The following is a 20,297-nucleotide window of genomic DNA, read 5'->3' on the forward strand; positions in this document are numbered from 1 at the left end:
CCCATCCCAATTGCATAACGCAAAAGGGACGAGCGTAGTATAATAGTTCGTGGTTCCACCCTAGTTCCCGCTAAAATTAGCGGCTCTACATCTTTAACGCAGATGATACGCTATTCCTTACTATAACTTCTGGAAAAGAGTTCAAAGGTGGTAATTATTCAGGCCTATAGAGGAAGCTTTCAGCCAAACGACTTCCCTCTCTAATCTATATGTATCCAAAATAATCATGTCCTTATCGTAACTTTTAACTTCAATAATGAATCTAAAGTGTATTATAGCTCTATAAAATTATAATTGCAAGTGCTATTGGTTTTTCATATTATAAAAAGGAAATTCTCGAGTAGGTTGGAATTCCGCTTTTTCTTGGAAAACATTAATGACGGTTAATGTTTTTGGTTCGGCGGGATCATCACCGTAGATTTTTACTTTCTCTGGCGCCATCGCAATTAGTGGCGATAAATTCATTTCAGTTTCATCTAATCCAAATAGGTATAAGGGTTCTTTCTGCATTAAAGTTTGTAAATCCATTTTTGAAAGGACTTCTCCATCTGCTGAATAAAAAGAAAACGAACTTCCTTGCAAAATATGAATGACTGGAATTCCTGGATCTTTTTTGCTAATATAAGTGCGTAAAGAGTTGATAAACGCTTGATGTTCTTCTTCTCTCTTATATTCGTCTATCGCTAGTCCTACATAATCAATCATTTCATTCCTGAATTCTTTTAGCCCAAACTTTACGATGGAATCATAATGTATAGTATCTGTATCTTTTATATGATTTAAAAATAATCCTTCCAATAAATCCTTCGGGTGATCCCTTTCAGTTCTTTCTAGGTGCAGAAAACTTTCAGCATTATTCCCTGACAATATCCAATTTGTTATTTCATGAATCCTTTTTATCTCTTCATAATCTGAAAAATAATATTTTTTCTTAATAATGTCTTTAATCATGTTTCCTAATCGATGTCCAATGAATACTTCAGCCATCAATTTCGCCATTACATTTACGAATTTGCAATCATGTATTTCTGATTCAATTTGGAGAAGAATCCCCCATTCTTCTTGATGTTTCCAATGCAATTCAATATTTTTATCACGTTGGAATAATTTTTCACAAAATATTAGTACTTCTTTTTCTGATTCAAAATATACCCCAAGCAAATACCATCACCCTCATCCACAATCAAACTGTTACATTATATGGACAAAGGTGTAAAAAAATGATTAAACCACAGAAACTAGTATTTTTCTTACTGCCAAAAAGGAAAAACTAGTACTTTTACATACTAGTTTACGTTAGTTTCTTCTATTTTCTCCATATATTGGCACTTCTTTACTTACTTGTCTTATTCGTTCGATAATTCTTCCGGCTTTGACTTTCTCTACACCATCCCTAGTAGAAGCCAAAACTCCTTCCAACTGTTCTAAACTATAATTACTTGTAAAACAAACAGGTAACTGTTCCATCATTCGGTATTGTAATACAGAACCTAAAATCTCATCCCGAAACCAAGATGACTGCATTTCTGCACCAATATCATCCAACATAAGTACATCTGCTTTTTTAAAGTATTCTATCTTTTCATTTGTTGTATCATTTTTAAAAGATGACTTAATTTCGCGGACAAACTCTGGCATATAAATAATCATAGATGAGATGTTCATTTTCTTTAACTCATTCGCTAATGCACCGAGGAAATATGTTTTACCAACCCCAAAAGGTCCATAAAAGTAAATACCCTTACGTGGCAACTTATTACTTGCTTCACGTAAAAAATTAAACATTTCCATAACCCCGTTATTTCGATTTTTATCATCATCAATGTTATTTATCGATGCTTGTAATATCTCTTTGGGCACATGGACACTTTGAACAAGTTGTTGTTGAGATTGTTCTTTTTCTATCATAATACGGCTATGACATTTTTCATAAGCAAGATGAATTTCGCCATTTTCCACTTGCAGAATAGGCGAGTACCCTTGCAACATGTTTTGACATTCATTAAAAGAGCTGCATTGATCACATTGCTTAGATTGGGTCTTATATTCATACAGCTTTACTAAACTTTTATTTAGTTCACTATTTGATATTTCTGGATGTAAAGATAAAAACTCCTTAATTTCAGGGTCGTTTAAAACTTCACTCCTTATTTTAGTGTAATTTTCCTGAAAATTTTTATTCTCTTTCATCCACTTTGATAAAGAGCTTTGAATAGGTTCCATATAAACCATCCTTGAGATCAATTATTTTTCTGCTTTTGATTTAACAAAGCATGTAATTTTGCCTTTTCTTCTTCTAAGTTTACTATTGGTTGTTTGGAATTTATTGGTGGATTTTCTGTTTGACTTTCCTTACGATTACCCTTTCTTTCTTTAAACCAATCCGGAATAATTTCCTTTGTATTTCTTTTGGTATAATTGTAATTTTGTTTTTTATTATTCGTTTTTTGAAATTTATCTCTTTCTTTTTTAGCGAATTCCATTGCCTCTTTTGCAGTCTTAATTTTCGCTCGTGACCAGTGACTAGCAATTTTTTCTAAATAGGCTTTGGATAATTTCATATCTGATTGTAATAAAACATAATGTATAAGAACATTCATTACTGGTGAAGGTAATCCTTGAGAAGTCATGACATCGCGTATAATCTTCATATCCTGTTCGGAAGCTTGATGGCCACCAGACAAATCTTCTAACAACTGTTTAGGCGAAATAGTTTCTAATTTTTGAATTAACATTTCCTCTTTGGTTTTCGGTTCCGTTTGTTCCTTCTGCTTAGGAAAAGTAATTCTTTCCGTTAATTTTATAGTAGCATTGTTATGCTTAGATTTAAATAAATCATGACAGGCATTTTTGAATTCATCACAATCTAAGAGGTTTTCCTCGTTTAATGCCCATAAAATAGATTTTTCTATTTCATAGTTATCCAAATCATATAATTCCATCATTTGTGAAATTAATTTCCGATTATCAGGTGTTAAAACTTGTCCAACTGGGATCATTCTTTGCTTTAACATTTGTTCCATCCAATGCAAATCAACAGAATTGGTTGTATCATTATTTAAATCATTACTAGATATAGGTTTTACAACTTCTAGCGTTGGAGTAAAAGTTTGAAATACATCGTTAAAGGATGCCGTAATATTTTCTCCTAAATCCCCATGAGTAGTCACTTTATATCTATTTTTAAGCATAGAAAACTTCTCATGCCCTAACTGATGATATAGTAATTGAGATAGCATTGCATCATGAAAGAAATCATTAGGTGAAAAAGGACATTGTATTTCATAAGTAAACATAGTTGACTGCTCTAATTGTTTTTTATAGGTCTTTAATAAACCAATTCCTTCTAAATTTAATCTTGCTTTATATAGTTCATCCAAAGGAATGTTTAAATAATTCATTAACGTATGATGTGTTTGTGGAGAATCTTTCTGGAATTCTAATTCATGTAAAAGAGTTTGATACAGCATAACTGCTTGCATCCCTATTAACGGTTGATACAGATGAGTTAATGATGTTGTATAATCAGCGGTTAATTGATCCTTTAATAATACATAGTACCCATCAACCGGTAATATTTGTCCAATAAAGTTCAAATCTTCTCACCCTTATCTATGTAGTACTCTTTATTCATTTTTCCTGTCAACGTTAATAAGGTCTTTTAATTCCTCTAAAAATACAGTGATATCTTTAAATTGACGATAAACAGAAGCAAACCTTACATAAGCAACTTCATCTATTTCCGCCAAGCGATCCATCACTTTCTCGCCAACATCCTTACTATCTACTTCAGAATAACCTGCATTTCTCAATTCTTTTTCAACATCTAAAGCAATTGATTCAATTTTTTCTAACGGAACAGGTCTTTTTTCGCAAGCCCTTATTAATCCCCTTATTAATTTATCTCTTGAAAATTCTTGTCTTACTCCATCTTTTTTCACAACAATTAAAGGTGGCTCTTCCATTCTTTCAAAAGTAGTGAAACGATAATTACAGTTTTCACATTCTCGGCGTCTACGTATGGATCTTCCTTCATCAGTGGGACGCGAATCAAAAACTTTTGTGTTTTTATATTGACAGTTGGGACACTTCATCCTTACAACCCCATTCATCGTTATCAAACTTGGTGTATTTAAAGTTGCGGTAACTCTTTATTTAAATTATCATATAGTCGATTAATTAATTTAGTAATATATCCAAAATTCAATGGAATCGCGGAATCTAAAGATACCGAAAAATCAACAGCAGTTTTATTAGGGCTTACCATAATGACTGTTACTACAATAAAAGCTCTTTTTCCTTTTTTTGTAATAACACTCATTTCCCCACGTTCTTTTGATAAAGAATTTATTTCGAATTCAGAACTAGCTTGAAAGAAGTTTTCAAGCGTTTGAAAAACCTTATCTTTCATTGCTTTATAATAACGTGTTTTCAATGACTTATCTAAGCGATCCTCACCCGTTTCTAAATGGTTACCAAAAAAAGTACGAAATTTGCTATTAATCGACATATCCATTCTCCCCGACCTATTGTTTACCCTATATTGTAACACGTTTTAACAATTTCCTCTAACAAAAAAAGTAATAGTGAATCACATGATTAAAGGGCTGACGTGAAGAGTCAGCCCTTTTATTCTTATTTAAAATCGGATTTTCGATTAACTTATTATGATTAATATACTTTTTCAAAGTCTTTTTCTTTTATTGGGCCCATTCCCCGCGGTATCTCCACACGATCATAAGACTTACATTCCAACGCTTCAGCAATAAAATCTGCTGCAACATTCGGATCAATAATATCTCCACAAGTAAATACATCAATACTTGCATATCCATGTTCTGGAAAGCTATGAATCGTTAAATGGGATTCCGAAATAATCACGACACCACTAACACCTTGTGGCGCAAATTTATGAAAGGCAACTTCACGAATCTCTGCCCCTGCTTTTAAAGCAGCATCTACAAAAATACGTTCGATTAACCCCATATCATTTAATTTGTCTATATTGCATCCCCATAGTTCAGCTATTACGTGTCTTCCCATTGTATCCATTACTACATTCCCCCTTAAGACATTAGAAACTTCTTTTATTTTATTTTCTGCCACGGGGGAAAGTTAGTACGGATGAGGTCCTAACCCTTTAAGCAGAAAACATCATTTCGTTTTCAAATCGTAACATGAGAAGTATATAATGTTTATGAATCTTTTGCAACTAGAAAAACCATCTATTCACTGTGGAAATAGATGGTTTTAAAAGTATTAAATTCTAGCAAATTCCTTTAAACTAATCCCAACTAATTTGGTTAGATCAAGAACTCGTTTCGAATAGCCCCATTCATTATCATACCAAGCCAAAACTTTTATTTTATTTCCGTCTATAACCATGGTAGATAAGCCATCAATAATAGATGAAAAATCCGTTGTTGTATAATCAATAGAAACAAGTGGTTCTTCACTATAATGAATGATGCCATTCATTTCTTGTTTTGAAGACTGTTTAAATACACGATTCACTTCTTCAACCGTTACACTCTTTTCCACGTCTACAACAAGATCCACTAATGATACATTCGGTGTAGGAACCCTTAATGCCATTCCATGTAATTTACCGTTTAAATGTGGTAAAACCTCACCTAACGCTTTTGCTGCCCCTGTAGATGTAGGTATAATGGATTGGCCACAACTTCTTGCACGCCTTAAGTCTTTATGAGGATTATCTAAATTATTTTGATCATTCGTGTATGCATGAACAGTAGTCATTAATCCGTTTTTAATTGTAAAATGATCATCTATTACTTTCACTACCGGTGCTAAACAGTTCGTTGTACAGGAAGCATTAGAAATGACATGGTCCAATTCTGGTTGATACGTATGTTCGTTTACCCCCATCACGATTGTCTTATCTATTTCTTTACCTGGTGCTGTAATTACGACTTTTTTTGCTCCGGCTTGGATATGTAATCCAGCACTTTCTTTCGTTTTAAATTTCCCTGTAGCTTCAATTACTACATCTATGTTTAATTCCTTCCATGGCAGTTTATTAGGTTCTCTTGAATTCACAACCTCAACTATTTTGTTATTTACTTTAATAGCTGATTCAAGTGCAGTAACTTCACCGTGAAAAATACCATGAACACTATCATATTTAATTAAGTGCGCAAGCGTTTCAGTAGGATATCTTGCATTAATTGCAACCACTTCGACATCCTCATCTACAATAGCCTGCCTAAAAACCATTCTTCCAATTCTTCCAAAACCATTAATTGCAACACGCGTCTTCCCCATCAGAATCTCTTCCTCCTATTTATGTTATACTTAATACCCCTTTATAATAAATAGTATAACATATTTCAGATGAATGTGATTCTGTTTTTATAAGTTTTTTCGGATTTTCTTTAAAATAGGTCAAAAACTTAAGCAAAAAGTCTAGACAATAAGTCTAGACTTCCTATATGACATCCCATTTCCTTAAAATATCTTCCAGTTGTTCAAAAGTGGCTGTTTTTGAACTGTTATTATTAATGACAGCATCAGCTAATTTTGCTTTCTCTTTAACAGGCATTTGTGATTTAATACGCTTTAATGCTTCACTTTCACCAAATTCATCTCGTTCCATTAATCTTTGTAACTGTACGTTCTCGTCTACATAAACGACAATTGTTTTATCAACAAAATTTGTTAAGTTACTTTCAAATAATAATGGAATATCTAATACCACACATGAAGCCCCATCTTGAACAAACCCATCACGTTTTTCTATGATCCTTTTACGTATTGCCGGATGAACTATTTGATTTAAAGTTTCTAATTTTTCTTGGTCATCAAATACAATTTCTCCAAGTTTTTTACGATTTAATGTTTTATCTTCCCGTAATAAATGGGTTCCAAATGTCTCAATAATTTTGTTATACGCTTCTTCACCAGGATACACTACCTCCCTGGCTATTTTATCAGCATCCACAACTGGTATTCGAAATTCATCAAACATTAAACTAACCGTACTCTTTCCACTTGCAATACTACCTGTTAGGCCAATAATTAGTGCCATCTCATAATCCCTCTATTCTTTTTGGCAATTAGGACAAATATGCGTGCCACGTCCAGCAACTTTCGTTTTTAAAATTAGATTTCCACATCGTTTACATTCTTTATTTTCCTGTCCATAAACAAACAACTCTTGTTGAAACATCCCCATTTCTCCCTGACCATTAACATAAGAACGGATGGTTGTTCCGCCCTGTTTAACCGCATCGGCTAACGTATGGATGGATTCATCACGAATTCGTTCTACTTCTTTTTTTGTTAAGTGACTTGCTTTTTTTGAAGGATGTATTTTGGCACGGAATAATGTCTCATCAACATAGATATTTCCAAGACCTGTAACGACAGTTTGATCTAATAATACTGCCTTAATAGGGCGCTCTGTCCTTTTCAACTTCTGGTATAAATAGTCTAGCGTAAAACCTTCATCAAATGGTTCAGGTCCTAACTTTTTTAATGGTTCACTTTCGAACTCTTGGCCAATAGGATAAACATGCATCGTACCGAATTTGCGAACATCATTATAACGAAGGTCTTCACCATTAGTAAATGTGAAAATAACATGAGTATGTTTCTCTATCGGTTCAGCTGAAGAAACAACTCGATACTTGCCTTCCATCCTTAAATGAGAAATTAGAACGACATCATTTAAATAGAATAATAAAAATTTCCCTCTTCTTCCCATTCTTTGAATCGTTTGCCCTTGCAACAATAATTTAAATCTCTCGACATCATCTGGGACTTTCACCATTTTTGGCCAGTATACTTCTACTTTATCTATTGTTTTATTAGAGACTAGTGGTATAAGTGTTTTTCTTATCGTCTCTACTTCTGGTAATTCAGGCATCGCTACTACTCCTTACTTTGCATCAAACCAACTATCCCCAAAAGCGTAATCCACTTTAAGAGGAACCCTTAATTCTACAGTACCCTCCATCATTTCCGGTACGATTACCTTTAACTTTTCCACTTCTTCCCTTGGAGCTTCGAGAATTAATTCATCGTGTACTTGTAGCAACATGCGTGCTTGCATTTTCTCTTCCTTCAATTTCGTATGCAAATCAATCATTGCTTTTTTAATAATATCTGCAGCACTTCCTTGAATAGGAGAATTCATTGCTGTCCGTTCAGCAAAACTTCTCACATTAAAATTTCTACTGTTTATTTCTGGTAGATATCTTCTGCGATTCATAATTGTCGTTACATAACCATTTAATTTTGCTTCTTGAACAATTTCTTCCATGTAGTTTTGTACACCGGTATAAATATCAAAATAACGATCAATAAATTGTTTTGCTTCTTTTCTAGAAATTTTTAGATTCTGTGATAATCCAAAATCACTTATTCCATAAACAATTCCAAAGTTTACTGCTTTTGCTTGCCTACGCATATTCGCAGTCACTTCGTCCGCTTCAACATGGAAAACATCCATGGCGGTTTGCGTATGAATATCTAGATTATTTTGGAATGCTTGAATTAGTTTTTCATCTTTTGATATATGGGCCAAAACACGTAATTCAATTTGAGAATAATCCGCAGCAAACATGACCCAATCTTTTTCCGACGGCACAAATGCTTTACGGATCTTTCTACCTTCCTCTAATCGGATTGGAATATTTTGTAAGTTAGGATCAACAGAACTTAATCTGCCAGTTTGTGTCAACGCTTGATTAAAACGGGTATGAACTTTATTTGTTTCTTTATTGATTACCTTTAATAATCCTTCAATATAAGTCGATTGGAGTTTGCCCAATTGTCTATAAAGCAATAATTTCGGGATGATTTCATGCTCATCTACAAGTCGTTCCAGAACATCCGCAGCAGTAGAATATCCTGTTTTTGTTTTCTTAATAACGGGAAGCCCTAATTTCTCGAATAAAATCGGACCTAGTTGTTTTGGAGAATTAAGGTTAAATGTTTCCCCCGCCAGTTCATGTACTTCTTTTTCTAGAGTATCTAGTCTTGCCTTTAAATCTTCGCCCATTTCTTTAATTTTGTTCGTATCAATTAGTACTCCCTGATGCTCCATTTCTCCTAAAATGAGTGCAATGGGCATTTCCAATTCATTTAATAAGGTAAATTGTTCATTTTCTTTTAATTTCTCTTCCATTTTATCTTTTAAATGAAATAATGTATTTGCCTTCCGAACAATATGCTCAGCTAGTTTTTCCTGTTCAGGAACCTTCCACTTTGCACCTTTTCCGTATACTTCTTCATCAAACAAGACATCCCTATATCCCATCCGGTTTGCAATGGCAGGTATATCATGGTTATTTTCTGAAGGGTTTAACAAGTAAGAAGCTAATAACATATCAAAACGAATCCCTTTAATATGAATTTCATTTCGTAATAAAGAAACTAATGTCTTTTTAGCGTCAAAAACTTGTTTTTCCTTTGTTTCATCTTCTGCCCATTTTTCAAACACATCTGAATGTAAAGCAACATCAACAGGTACAAAGAATTTTTTATTTTCATTTACAATACTAAATCCTAAAATATCGTCAGAATGATAATTTTCTCCAGCCAATTCTACGATAAATGCATCCTGATTCGTAAATAGTTCCTCTTTTACTTCATCAACTATCGTAAATTCAATCTCTTTTAATTCTGTTGGTGCATCACTATCTATTGAATCTGCAGATACTTTATCTAAAAGCGATAAAAATCCCAATTCTTTAAACTTTGTACTTACCTCATGTTCCGAATAACCTTCATATACAATATCGTCTATTTTTATTTCTATAGGAGAGTCCCGATTAATAGTCACTAAATCTTTACTCATAAAAGCATCATCTTTATGAGTAGCCAATTTTTCTTTTAGTTTCTTTCCACTAACATCATCGATATGTTCGTAAACTTCCTCTAAAGTTGGGTATTGCTTAAGTAGTTTAGTAGCTGTTTTTTGTCCTACTCCGGGTACCCCTGGAATATTATCCGAACTATCCCCCATTAAGGCTTTCAAATCAATAATTTGTTCGGGAGTAATCTCCATTTTTTCCATTAAAAACTCTGGGGTATATTGATCCACTTCGCTTATCCCTTTTTTTGTAACACTTACGGTAACTTTATCAGATACGAGTTGCAACATATCCTTGTCACCCGATATGACTGTTACATCGTAACCCTTTTCCTTTCCTTGTAAAGAAAGTGTTCCAATGATATCATCGGCCTCATATTGCTCCAATTGGTAATGCTTAATCTGAAAGGCATCAAGCAATTCTTTCAAAACCGGAAACTGTTCGGAAAGTTCTGGCGGAGTTTTTTGACGCCCTCCTTTGTATTCTTTATACGTTTCATGCCTAAAGGTAGTCTTTCCGGCATCAAAAGCTACTAATAGATGGGTGGGTTTTTCTTCTTGTAATATCCTTAATAACATCGTTGTAAATCCATAAACGGCATTTGTATAAACCCCTTTATCATTATTCAATAATGGAAGCGCAAAGAATGCACGGTAGATGATACTATTTCCATCAATCAAGACTAGTTTTTTTGTTGTCATGTATAATCCTCCAATTATCATTACACTTAAAATGCGTGTGAACAATCGCTTAAAGCTTATTTTATCATTTAATCTGAAGGAAATAAAAACAAACACCTACTTTGTGTCAGTAGATGTTATTTCCTAGGTAGATAAATATGGATATGTGTACCTTTATTGATTTCACTATCTATTTCAATTTTACCATCATGGACATCTACAATGTGTTTAACAATTGCAAGCCCTAATCCTGTCCCACCAGTGTTCCTACTTCGCGCTTTGTCCACTCGATAGAATCGTTCAAAGATACGCGGTAAAACAGCCTTATCAATTCCCATACCAGTATCTGAAACATGGATGTGTACGTATTCTTCGGTTGAATTGATCGCTAGAGAGACTTTACCTTGTTCTTGTGTATAATGAATGGCATTATCTAATAAATTAATAATAATTTGTTTAATTTTTTCCTTATCTGCTTTAAACTTTAATTTTTCATCCACAGAAAAAGCAATGCTTATCTTTTTCTTCCTTGCCTTCATTTGATAAGCCGGAATGATGTCTTTTAATAACCCTTCCACATCAATTTCATTTACAATGAGCTGAAAATTCTCCTGCTCTAAGCGAGACAAGGTAAGCAAATCTTCAATAAGCAGTTGCATTCGATCACTTTCGTTATATATAATGGTTAAAAATTCTTTCGCAACTTCTTTATTTTTTAAATCATCTTCTAATAATGTTTCAGCAAAACCGCGTATAGAAGTAATTGGGGTTCTTAATTCATGAGAAACATTAGCAACAAAGTCTTTTCGCATTAATTCTAACTTTTTCAATTCTGTTATATCATGAATGACAAGAACAGCACCCTTTAGTCGGTTTTTTTCGTTAAAAATTGGAACTCCAATGATTTGGTAATATACTTTTTCTGTTCCTTCATAATGCGTAAATTCATTTTTAACATTTTCTTCATATAAAAAGGCATTTTGAATCGTTTTATGAAACACTTCTTCTTCCAGCACTTCATAATAAAGATAACCTTTATATTCTTTCATAGTTTTACCGTAAATCGTTAAAAATTTCCTGTTCACTAAATGAATATAGCCTTTTTCATCAATTAATACTAATCCATTTTCTGTATTTTCTATAATGGTAGTTAATTGTTCCCGTTGCATTTTTTCTTGGATAGAATATTCATTCATATTTCTTGCTAAAGAATTTATTTCTTTGCTTAGTGTTCCAATAATATTGTTCCCTGAAAAGTGAAACCTTACCCGATAGTTCCCTTGATTTATTTCAGAGAGAATAGTAATTGCTTTACTCAACGGCTTCATATGATTAACGTTAAAAAATTGCAGAAATAATGTTAATATACAAAAGTTAATAATTAATATAGCAATAAGTATAATTACATTATCTACAATAGGAAATAAAAGCAATCCATTAATCACGGAAAGGACAAAAATGATAAGCATATAATATGAAAGTGGTTTTTTAATAAGACTTTTCATACCCTTGGTTCCTCCAGCTTATAACCAAGACCACGTACCGTCTTAATATAAACTGGCTTTTTTGAATTTGGTTCGATTTTCTCACGTAAATGGCTTATATGCACATCAACAATTCGCGTATCGCCAACAAAATCATAATCCCAAACACCGCTTAATAACTGATCCCTTGAAATGACCTTTCCTTTATTAGTTGCTAGAAAATATAGGAGTTCAAATTCCTTTCTTGTAAAGGTAATACTATTTGAATTTATTTCCGCTTCATATCTTTCCGGGTATATAATTAACTCACCTATGCGGATGGTAGAAAATTGCGAGGCTGGAGTCATATTTGATCTACGCAAAATTGCTTTAATACGTGCAATAACTTCTTTCGGGCTAAAAGGCTTCGTTAAATAGTCATCAGCTCCTAGCTCTAAACCAAGTATTTTATCAAATTCATCATCTTTAGCTGTTAACATGAGGATTGGTGTATCGTTTTTATTACTGCGCAAATATTTACAAACTTCCATCCCATCTATTTCAGGGAGCATTAAATCTAAAACTACCAAATTATAATCATTATTTTGTTCAATTTTTTGAATAGCTTCTTTTCCATCAAATGCAGTATCGGTTATATAGCCAGCTTTCTCTAAATTATAATTTAATAATGTTACAATGGACTTTTCGTCATCTACAATTAGAATTTTTTGCGCCACCTAAATACCCCCTATAGAAGTAAAGTTTTCTTTAATTCTAATATTACCATTGAATGATAGCAAACAGGGAAAAGTTAGGTGAATTTTACACTTTCTTTACATTATGGAGATCAACTGCTCCGTAAGTGCGACTAACCATCAGTGGTGGATGAAGTTCCCCCCATTGATGGCAGTTTTCTTTATTAGATAACTTGGCATCCTCTATTAGTTCGGGGGTATGCCTTAGTTGTAAATATGTAGAGGCGAATAATTGGAGCGCCAGATGGGAAAGAATTTATACTTTCCCATCTGCAAAAAAACTTCTACTTATATATAAGTAGAAGTTCATTTATCTCTTATTCTAAAACGTTAAGTACTTTCTTTACTGATTCGGCTGATTTATCCAGTGCAGCTTTCTCTTCTTCGGTTAGATCTAATTCGATAATTTCTTCAATACCATTTCCACCTAATATAGTTGGAACACCTAAATAAATATTCTGGTAGCCATATTCTCCCTCTAAGTAAGCAATAGATGGAAGAATTCGTCGTTGATCCTTTAGTATAGCCTCTGCCATAACCGTTAAAGATGCTGCTGGAGCATAATAGGCGCTTCCATTTCCAAGTAAATTAACAATCTCCCCTCCACCAGTTCGAGTACGCTGAACAATCGCTTCAAGGCGCTCTTTGGAAATTAATTTCTCTAAAGGAATGCCACCTGCATAGGAATAACGGATGAGTGGGACCATATCGTCACCATGTCCTCCAAGAACAAAGCCAGTTACGTCTTTTACCGATACATTCAGTTCTTCCGCAACAAACGACCTAAACCTTGCTGTATCCAAAACACCAGATTGACCAATAACACGTTCTTTAGGAAATCCAGATTCCTTATAAACTGTATAAGTCATTGCATCAACAGGATTCGTTAAAACAACAATTGTTGTTTCTGGAGAATGCTTGACGATTTCTTGTGTAACATTTTTCATAATCTTAGCATTAGTATTTACTAAGTCATCACGGCTCATACCTGGCTTACGTGCAATACCTGCAGTAATAATGACAAGATCGGAATCTTTAGTATCCGCATAATCAGCTGTACCTATTACCCTTGCATCAAACCCCTGTACTGGAGCTGCTTCAGCCATATCTAGCGCTTTACCTTTAGTAGGGTTTTCCATATTTGGAATATCTACTAATACAACATCTCCCAATTCTTTTTGTGCAATCATTAGAGCGGTAGTTGCCCCGGTAAATCCAGAACCGATAACAGAAATTTTATTACGTTTTAATCCCATAAAAGATTAACCCCTTTTTGTTTTGATTGAAAATTCCAGTTGGTTTCCTTCCATATAGAAAGGATGGGTTCACCACAAAACTCGTGGTGATACCCATTATTTTTCAGGATTCATTATCCTAAATTTTTAATTAGCTCATCAGCGAATTCAGAACATTTAACTTCTGTAGCATTATCCATAAGACGTGCAAAATCATAAGTAACAACTTTTGATGCAATTGTCTTGTCCATAGAATTCATAATTAATTGTGATGCCTCTCTCCATCCTAAGTGATCTAGCATTAAGCACGCGGATAAGATAACTGAAGATGGGTTTACTTTATCAAGTCCAGCATATTTAGGTGCTGTACCGTGTGTAGCTTCGAAAATAGCGTGTCCAGTGTCATAGTTAATATTAGCTCCAGGAGCAATACCAATTCCACCTACCTGAGCAGCTAAAGCATCAGAAATATAGTCACCATTTAAATTCATGGTTGCTACTACATCAAACTCTTTTGGACGAGTTAGAATTTGTTGTAAGAAAATATCCGCTATAGCATCTTTAACTAGGATTTTACCTTGAGCTAATGCTTCATCTTGTGCTTTATTAGCAGCATCTTTTCCATCTTTTTCAACAATTCGATCGTACTCGGACCATGTAAATACTTTATCACCGAACTCTTCTTCAGCAACTTCATAACCCCATTGCTTAAATGCACCTTCTGTAAATTTCATGATGTTACCTTTATGTACTAATGTAACACTCTTACGATTTTCATCTAAAGCATATTGGATTGCAGAACGAACTAGACGTTTTGTCCCTTCTTCAGAAACAGGTTTAATACCAATTCCAGATGTTTCTGGGAAACGGATTTTATGTACACCCATCTCATTTTGTAAGAATTCGATTACCTTTTTAACCTCGTCTGTACCATTTTGCCATTCAATACCAGCATAAATATCTTCTGTATTTTCACGGAAAATTGCCATATCTACATCTTCAGGACGTTTAACTGGAGAAGGTACCCCTTCAAAGTAACGAACTGGGCGAAGACATGTAAATAAATCAAGTTCTTGTCTAAGCGCAACGTTTAATGAACGAATTCCCCCACCGATTGGAGTAGTTAAAGGTCCTTTAATTGCAATTTTATACTCATTAATTTTATCTAACGTATCTTGTGGGAGCCATTCCCCAAATTTATTATAAGCCTTTTCACCGGCATACACTTCTAGCCAATCGATTTTTTTAGAGCCATCATATGCTTTTTCAACTGCAGCTTCAATTACTTTTTTCGCAGCTGCCCAAATATCTGGACCTGTTCCATCCCCTTCAATGAACGGAATAATAGGATTATTCGGTACATTCATTTGTCCATTCTCTACTACAATTTTTTCTCCCTGTGTCATAAAAAATTACCTCCTAGTATTATACAAATATATAAACTGAATAGTAGGAATAGCTTTTACCTACTATTCAATATTCTAATAGATTCATAAGAAATGGTAAAATAATAATGATTTTAATAATATTTAGACTATGAACGTTGTGATAAAGGTATATATTTTTGTTTTTGTGGGCCAATATACTCAGCTCTTGGGCGAATTAAACGATTATCTTCATACTGTTCTAGTATATGCGCTAACCAACCCGAAGTACGGCTCACCGCAAAAATAGGTGTAAATAGATCATAGTCTATACCTAAGCTATGATAGACAGAAGCACTATAGAAATCAACATTTGCAGGCAATCCTTTATTTTTCTTAATATAGTCTTCTATTTTAACAGACATGTTATACCATTTCTCTTGTCCTGTTATTTTAGTTAATTGTTTAGACATCTCTTTCAAATGTTTAGCACGCGGATCACCAGTACGATACACACGGTGTCCCATTCCCATTATTTTTTCTTTATTTGCGATTTTCTTCTCAATATATGGGATTGCATTCTCTTCTTCGCCAATTTCTAATAGCATTTTCATAACTGCTTCGTTAGCTCCACCATGCAATGGTCCTTTTAATGCACCAATTGCGGCAGTGATACCAGAATAAACATCAGATAATGTAGCAACACATACCCTTGCAGTAAATGTAGAAGCATTTAATTCATGATCCGCATGTAATACTAATGCTTTTTCAATTGCTTCAACTTCAATGGAATTTGCTTGTTTTCCGTTCAACATATATAAGAAGTTTTCTGAATAGCTTAAGTCCTTTTTAGGTTTAACCGGTTCTTGCCCTTTACGAATTCTAGAAAACGCTGTTACAATTGTTGCGATTTTAGCTTGAATACGAATCGCTTTGCGCTTATTTGCATCCGCTTCCATAGCATCTACTTCGTCATCGTATAAAGCGAGCATCGATACAGCAGTTCTTAAAGCAGCCATCGGATGTACTTTTGACATGTCGTAAGATTTTAAATATTCATAAATCTCATTGGGAACTTCCATATTCTCCGCGAGCTCTTTTTTAATAGCATCTAGTTCTTTTTGATTCGGTAATTTTTTATTCCATAATAAAAAAACTACTTCTTCAAAACTAGCATTTTCGGCTAAGTCATCAATCGTATACCCAACATACGTTAGTTGATCGTCTATGATCGAACTAATTTGTGATCTTGATGCTACTACCCCTTCAAGCCCTTTCGTAGTTGTTGTCATATGAAACATCTCCTTTTCTATATATGTTACTTACAACTTTCAGACAATATTTATATTACTTAGTATATCATTAATTCGTTTTTTAGGAAATATTCATTTATTTTTATATAAATATTGCCTCCCCCAAAATCAATTATAAAGTAAAACGAAGAGAAAGTGAATTGAAACCGTTTAACTTTTTAATTTAACGTAAAATACCTATTAAAATAGTACAAATTAGTATGGTAATTTATATGTCTATTTTTCTTCCTAGTAGCATAAGTAAAGTAAAAAGGAGATTGTAGATGCAGCTCATTGGGGGATACCTATGTATAAACGATATTGGATGCAATTTTCTCGTATTTTACTTTTAATGGTTTTATTGTTGACTAGTTATTTTATCTTTGTTAATACACTTCCATATATATATCCAATCATTATTGCATTTTTAATAGCATACCTTATGAACCCTTTAGTAGATTTCTTGCAAAAAACACTAAATTTCCCAAGGGCTCTTTCTGTAATAATCAGTATTTGTATCATTATTTTTAGTTTACTTGGTATTCTTTTTATAGCGTTTTTAGAAATTTATCAAGGAACATTATTTCTAGCAGAAAAATTGCCAATCTATTTTCAAGAATTGGTTATTTATATGAAAGATTTCTTTAATACTTCTGTTTTACCAATTCAACAAAAAATACTATCAATTTTCTTGTCACTAGACACGACACAACAAACTACCATAAAAAATACCCTGGAAGAAATAATGAACCATATTGGATCAAAAGGGTCAACCTTTTTACAAGATTTTCTTATTTTTATTCCAAATTTCTTAAGCCATCTTCCCAATTCCATTGCCATTTTGATCTTTATTATTATTGGAACATTTATTATTTCCAATGAATGGTATTCGTTAAGGAAAAAAATAATTCAATTAATACCCAATAAAGTTAATTCCATCACCAAACAACTTAATATTCATTTTAAAAAAGGAATAGGGGGATTTATGAAGGCGCAGTTTACATTAATCGGTATCTCTGGCATAACCATTTTTACCGGGCTTCTCATTCTTAAAGTTGACCAAGCCCTAACCATTGCGGCATTTAGTGCTCTTGTTGATTTAATTCCTTTTGTTGGTATTGGTTTTATCTTTATTCCTTGGATTGTTTATTTATTTGTTAGCGGAAACTACACCCTAACTATCGGTTTATCCATCCTTTATATGATTGTTATTATTAGCAGGCAAATTTTGGAACCTAAGATTTTATCATCTAATATGGGGATACATCCTCTTTTAGCACTCATTGGTTATTTTATTGGATTTAAAATATGGGGACTAGTTGGATTAATTATTACCCCATTTATTCTTATTCTAATTAATGTATGTTATCAAACAGGTATATTTAAATTAGTTAAAACATTTGTTAAAGGGTAAACCATTTACCATCTTCGAAAAATAAAAGTTCCGTTACTCATTTTTCTTTTTATAAAATGATACAAAACCCTTTTTAGCGGCTTTCTCAATATCGGTAAAACAAGTAAAAGGCCAATGGTATCTGTAATAAAACCTGGAGATAATAAAAATACTGCACCTATCAAAATGCAAATTCCATCCATGATTTGTTCTGTTGGGACTTGCCCATTATTTATGGATATCCTTGCTTTTTGTAACGTATAGGTACCTTGTATCTTAGCAATCGTTATACCTATGATCCCTGTCAATAAAATTAGTAATACTACCCACCATGGGCCAATCTTTCCACCAATCCAAACAAAAACACCAATTTCACAAGCTGGAAGAATGAATAAAGCTAGTAATAACCATCGCATTTACCTAGTCCCCCTATTATAACAATAAAAATCGGCAAAACAGCCGATTTTTATTGTTTATATTATTTAAGTCGTTCAAAAAGTATTGTACAGTTCTTAAAGTACTTTAGCATGACCTTTATAAATATCACCCTTAGAACCATCAATTGTAAGTTCTTGGCCATCTTCAATTATTTCAAATGCATTATCAACACCTACAATTACTGGAATTCCAAGGTTTAAGCCAACAACGGCAGCATGTGATGTTAGTCCACCTTCTACAGTAACAATTCCGCTCGCTTTTTCTAATGCTTGCATCATTTCTCGATCCGTACCATAGGCAACAACAATATCACCTTGTTGAACTTTTGAAATAGCTTCATCTGCATTTTTCACTTTTACTGCTTTTCCATATGCACTTTGCTTACCAATTCCTTGACCTTTAGCAATAACATCACCAATGACATGAACTTTAATCAAATTGGTTGTTCCACTTTCCCCAACCGGAACTCCTGCCGCGATAATGACACGATTTCCACGATGACATAACCCTGACTCAAGACCTTTGTCTATGGCAACACTTAACATCTCGTCAGTAGAAGTTGTTTGTCTTCCCATCACTGCATGAACACCCCACACAAGTGAAAGTTGACGATTTACTTTTTCATTAACTGTCACAGCTAATATAGTTGCTTTCGGACGGTATTTGGAGATCATACTTGGAGTATGTCCACTTTCTGTAGGGGCAATGATTGTATCAATATTTAGGTTCATTGCCGTATGGGAAACAGATTGTGTAATTGCTTCTGCAATGTTCATATCTACCTCTTTGGAGCGTTCTTCTAACACAGCATGATAGTCTAGTGCTGATTCTGCTTTTAATGCAATGTTATTCATTGTTTGAACCGATTCTACTGGATAATTACCCGCTGCTGTTTCACCAGATAACATAATGGCATCTGTCCCATCAAAAATAGCATTCGCTACGTCTGAAGCCTCAGCTCTTGTAGGACGTGGGTTACGTTGCATAGAATCTAACATTTGTGTAGCTGTTATAACTGGCTTTCCTGCATTATTACATTTTTTAATTAATTCTTTTTGTACTAATGGAACATCTTCGGCAGGAATTTCAACACCTAAATCTCCTCTAGCTACCATTAAACCATCACTAACTTGTAAAATGCGATCGATGTTGTCAATCCCTTCTTGATTCTCAATCTTAGGGATGATTTTGATATGTGTTGCGTTATTATTTTCTAATACCTCTTTAATTTCTAACACATCAGATGCACGACGAACAAATGAAGCTGCAATAAAATCAACATCCTGTTCAATCCCAAATTCAATGTCCTTTTTATCTTTTTCAGTTAATCCAGGAAGTTTAACAGAAACATTTGGTACGTTTACGCCCTTTTTATTTTTTATCGTTCCGCTATTTAATGCAGTTGTTCTAATTTCATTAGTATGTTTATCTATAGCAGTTACTTCCAATTCAATCAATCCGTCATCTAGGAGAATCTTAGATCCTTCGTGAACATCATCAATTAAACCTGGGTATGTAACTGAAAAACGTTCTGCAGTTCCTTCCATTTCATTCATAGAAATATATACTGTTTGCCCAGCAACGATTTCGTCTTGACCATTTACAAAACTACCTGTTCTTATTTCTGGACCTTTCGTATCTAAAAGGATCGCTACTGTTTTCTTTTTATTTTCAGCTGCCATACGGATATTTTTTATTCTAGCACCATGTTCATCAAAATCCCCATGTGAAAAATTTAATCGAGCCACATTCATTCCAGCATCGATTAGCTTTTCCAATGTTTCAACAGACTCTGAAGCAGGTCCAATTGTACAAACGATTTTAGTATTTCTCATTAT

Annotated in this window: 18 protein-coding genes and 1 other annotated feature; of the genes, 1 reads left to right on the top strand and 17 read right to left on the bottom strand. The window is 33.6% G+C overall.

Annotation, left to right across the window (positions count from 1 at the left end; genetic code table 11):
• Positions 1-21: 21 nt before the first annotated feature.
• Positions 22-248, bottom strand: a binding site (T-box leader).
• Between the two features lie 55 nt (positions 249-303).
• From ytxC to citZ, 15 genes are all read right to left on the bottom strand, one after another.
• The gene (gene ytxC, locus MHI02_RS13030; RefSeq protein ID WP_341165961.1) at positions 304-1,161 is read right to left on the bottom strand and encodes a sporulation protein YtxC; all 858 of its coding nucleotides are present in this window, start codon (positions 1,159-1,161) and stop codon (positions 304-306) included.
• A gap of 135 nt (positions 1,162-1,296) precedes the next feature.
• Positions 1,297-2,223 (bottom strand): primosomal protein DnaI, encoded by a 927-nt coding sequence (gene dnaI / locus MHI02_RS13035; protein ID WP_047185370.1) that lies wholly within the window; start codon positions 2,221-2,223, stop codon positions 1,297-1,299.
• Positions 2,224-2,240: 17 nt separating this feature from the next.
• Positions 2,241-3,596: a replication initiation and membrane attachment family protein gene (locus MHI02_RS13040; RefSeq protein ID WP_047185371.1), complete on the bottom strand. Its 1,356-nt coding sequence runs from the start codon at positions 3,594-3,596 to the stop codon at positions 2,241-2,243.
• A 30-nt stretch (positions 3,597-3,626) separates the two neighbouring features.
• On the bottom strand, positions 3,627-4,094 hold the full coding sequence (gene nrdR, locus MHI02_RS13045; RefSeq protein ID WP_047185372.1) for a transcriptional regulator NrdR: 468 nt from the start codon (positions 4,092-4,094) through the stop codon (positions 3,627-3,629).
• A gap of 38 nt (positions 4,095-4,132) precedes the next feature.
• Complete coding sequence (locus MHI02_RS13050; protein WP_047185373.1) at positions 4,133-4,510, bottom strand: hypothetical protein; 378 nt, start codon at positions 4,508-4,510, stop codon at positions 4,133-4,135.
• A 161-nt stretch (positions 4,511-4,671) separates the two neighbouring features.
• Positions 4,672-5,052 (bottom strand): adenosylmethionine decarboxylase, encoded by a 381-nt coding sequence (gene speD, locus MHI02_RS13055; RefSeq protein ID WP_047185374.1) that lies wholly within the window; start codon positions 5,050-5,052, stop codon positions 4,672-4,674.
• Positions 5,053-5,259: 207 nt separating this feature from the next.
• On the bottom strand, positions 5,260-6,285 hold the full coding sequence (locus MHI02_RS13060) for a glyceraldehyde-3-phosphate dehydrogenase (protein ID WP_060668947.1): 1,026 nt from the start codon (positions 6,283-6,285) through the stop codon (positions 5,260-5,262).
• Positions 6,286-6,448: 163 nt separating this feature from the next.
• The gene (gene coaE, locus MHI02_RS13065; RefSeq protein WP_047185376.1) at positions 6,449-7,048 is read right to left on the bottom strand and encodes a dephospho-CoA kinase; all 600 of its coding nucleotides are present in this window, start codon (positions 7,046-7,048) and stop codon (positions 6,449-6,451) included.
• 12 nt (positions 7,049-7,060) lie between these two features.
• On the bottom strand, positions 7,061-7,888 hold the full coding sequence (gene mutM / locus MHI02_RS13070; protein ID WP_060668949.1) for a DNA-formamidopyrimidine glycosylase: 828 nt from the start codon (positions 7,886-7,888) through the stop codon (positions 7,061-7,063).
• Between the two features lie 12 nt (positions 7,889-7,900).
• Positions 7,901-10,540 (bottom strand): DNA polymerase I, encoded by a 2,640-nt coding sequence (gene polA, locus MHI02_RS13075; protein WP_341165962.1) that lies wholly within the window; start codon positions 10,538-10,540, stop codon positions 7,901-7,903.
• A 116-nt stretch (positions 10,541-10,656) separates the two neighbouring features.
• The gene (pnpS, locus tag MHI02_RS13080; RefSeq protein ID WP_257456103.1) at positions 10,657-12,024 is read right to left on the bottom strand and encodes a two-component system histidine kinase PnpS; all 1,368 of its coding nucleotides are present in this window, start codon (positions 12,022-12,024) and stop codon (positions 10,657-10,659) included.
• Entirely contained in the window at positions 12,021-12,719 is a 699-nt protein-coding gene (locus MHI02_RS13085; protein WP_047185380.1) for a response regulator transcription factor, read from the bottom strand. Before MHI02_RS13085 ends, pnpS begins: the two co-directional genes overlap by 4 nt.
• A 335-nt stretch (positions 12,720-13,054) precedes the next feature.
• Positions 13,055-13,993 (bottom strand): malate dehydrogenase, encoded by a 939-nt coding sequence (gene mdh, locus MHI02_RS13090; protein ID WP_047185381.1) that lies wholly within the window; start codon positions 13,991-13,993, stop codon positions 13,055-13,057.
• 113 nt (positions 13,994-14,106) lie between these two features.
• Positions 14,107-15,378, bottom strand: coding sequence for an NADP-dependent isocitrate dehydrogenase (gene icd, locus MHI02_RS13095; RefSeq protein ID WP_257456106.1), 1,272 nt, complete (start codon positions 15,376-15,378; stop codon positions 14,107-14,109).
• 128 nt (positions 15,379-15,506) lie between these two features.
• The gene (gene citZ / locus MHI02_RS13100) at positions 15,507-16,628 is read right to left on the bottom strand and encodes a citrate synthase (RefSeq protein ID WP_341165963.1); all 1,122 of its coding nucleotides are present in this window, start codon (positions 16,626-16,628) and stop codon (positions 15,507-15,509) included.
• A 307-nt stretch (positions 16,629-16,935) separates the two neighbouring features.
• On the opposite strand from citZ, the gene ytvI reads away from it, so the two are divergent.
• A complete protein-coding gene (gene ytvI / locus MHI02_RS13105; RefSeq protein WP_341165964.1) occupies positions 16,936-18,042 on the top strand; it encodes a sporulation integral membrane protein YtvI in 1,107 nt (368 codons plus the stop codon).
• 5 nt (positions 18,043-18,047) lie between these two features.
• Here the strand turns inward: ytvI and MHI02_RS13110 are convergent, their stop codons facing one another.
• Positions 18,048-18,437, bottom strand: a complete 390-nt coding sequence (locus tag MHI02_RS13110) for an FxsA family protein (RefSeq protein WP_047185385.1) — start codon at positions 18,435-18,437, stop codon at positions 18,048-18,050.
• A 96-nt stretch (positions 18,438-18,533) separates the two neighbouring features.
• Positions 18,534-20,294, bottom strand: coding sequence for a pyruvate kinase (pyk, locus tag MHI02_RS13115; RefSeq protein ID WP_047185386.1), 1,761 nt, complete (start codon positions 20,292-20,294; stop codon positions 18,534-18,536).
• Positions 20,295-20,297 lie beyond the last annotated feature (3 nt).

Source organism: Oceanobacillus sp. FSL K6-0118 (genome assembly GCF_038006665.1).
Lineage (GTDB): Bacteria > Bacillota > Bacilli > Bacillales > Amphibacillaceae > Oceanobacillus > Oceanobacillus caeni.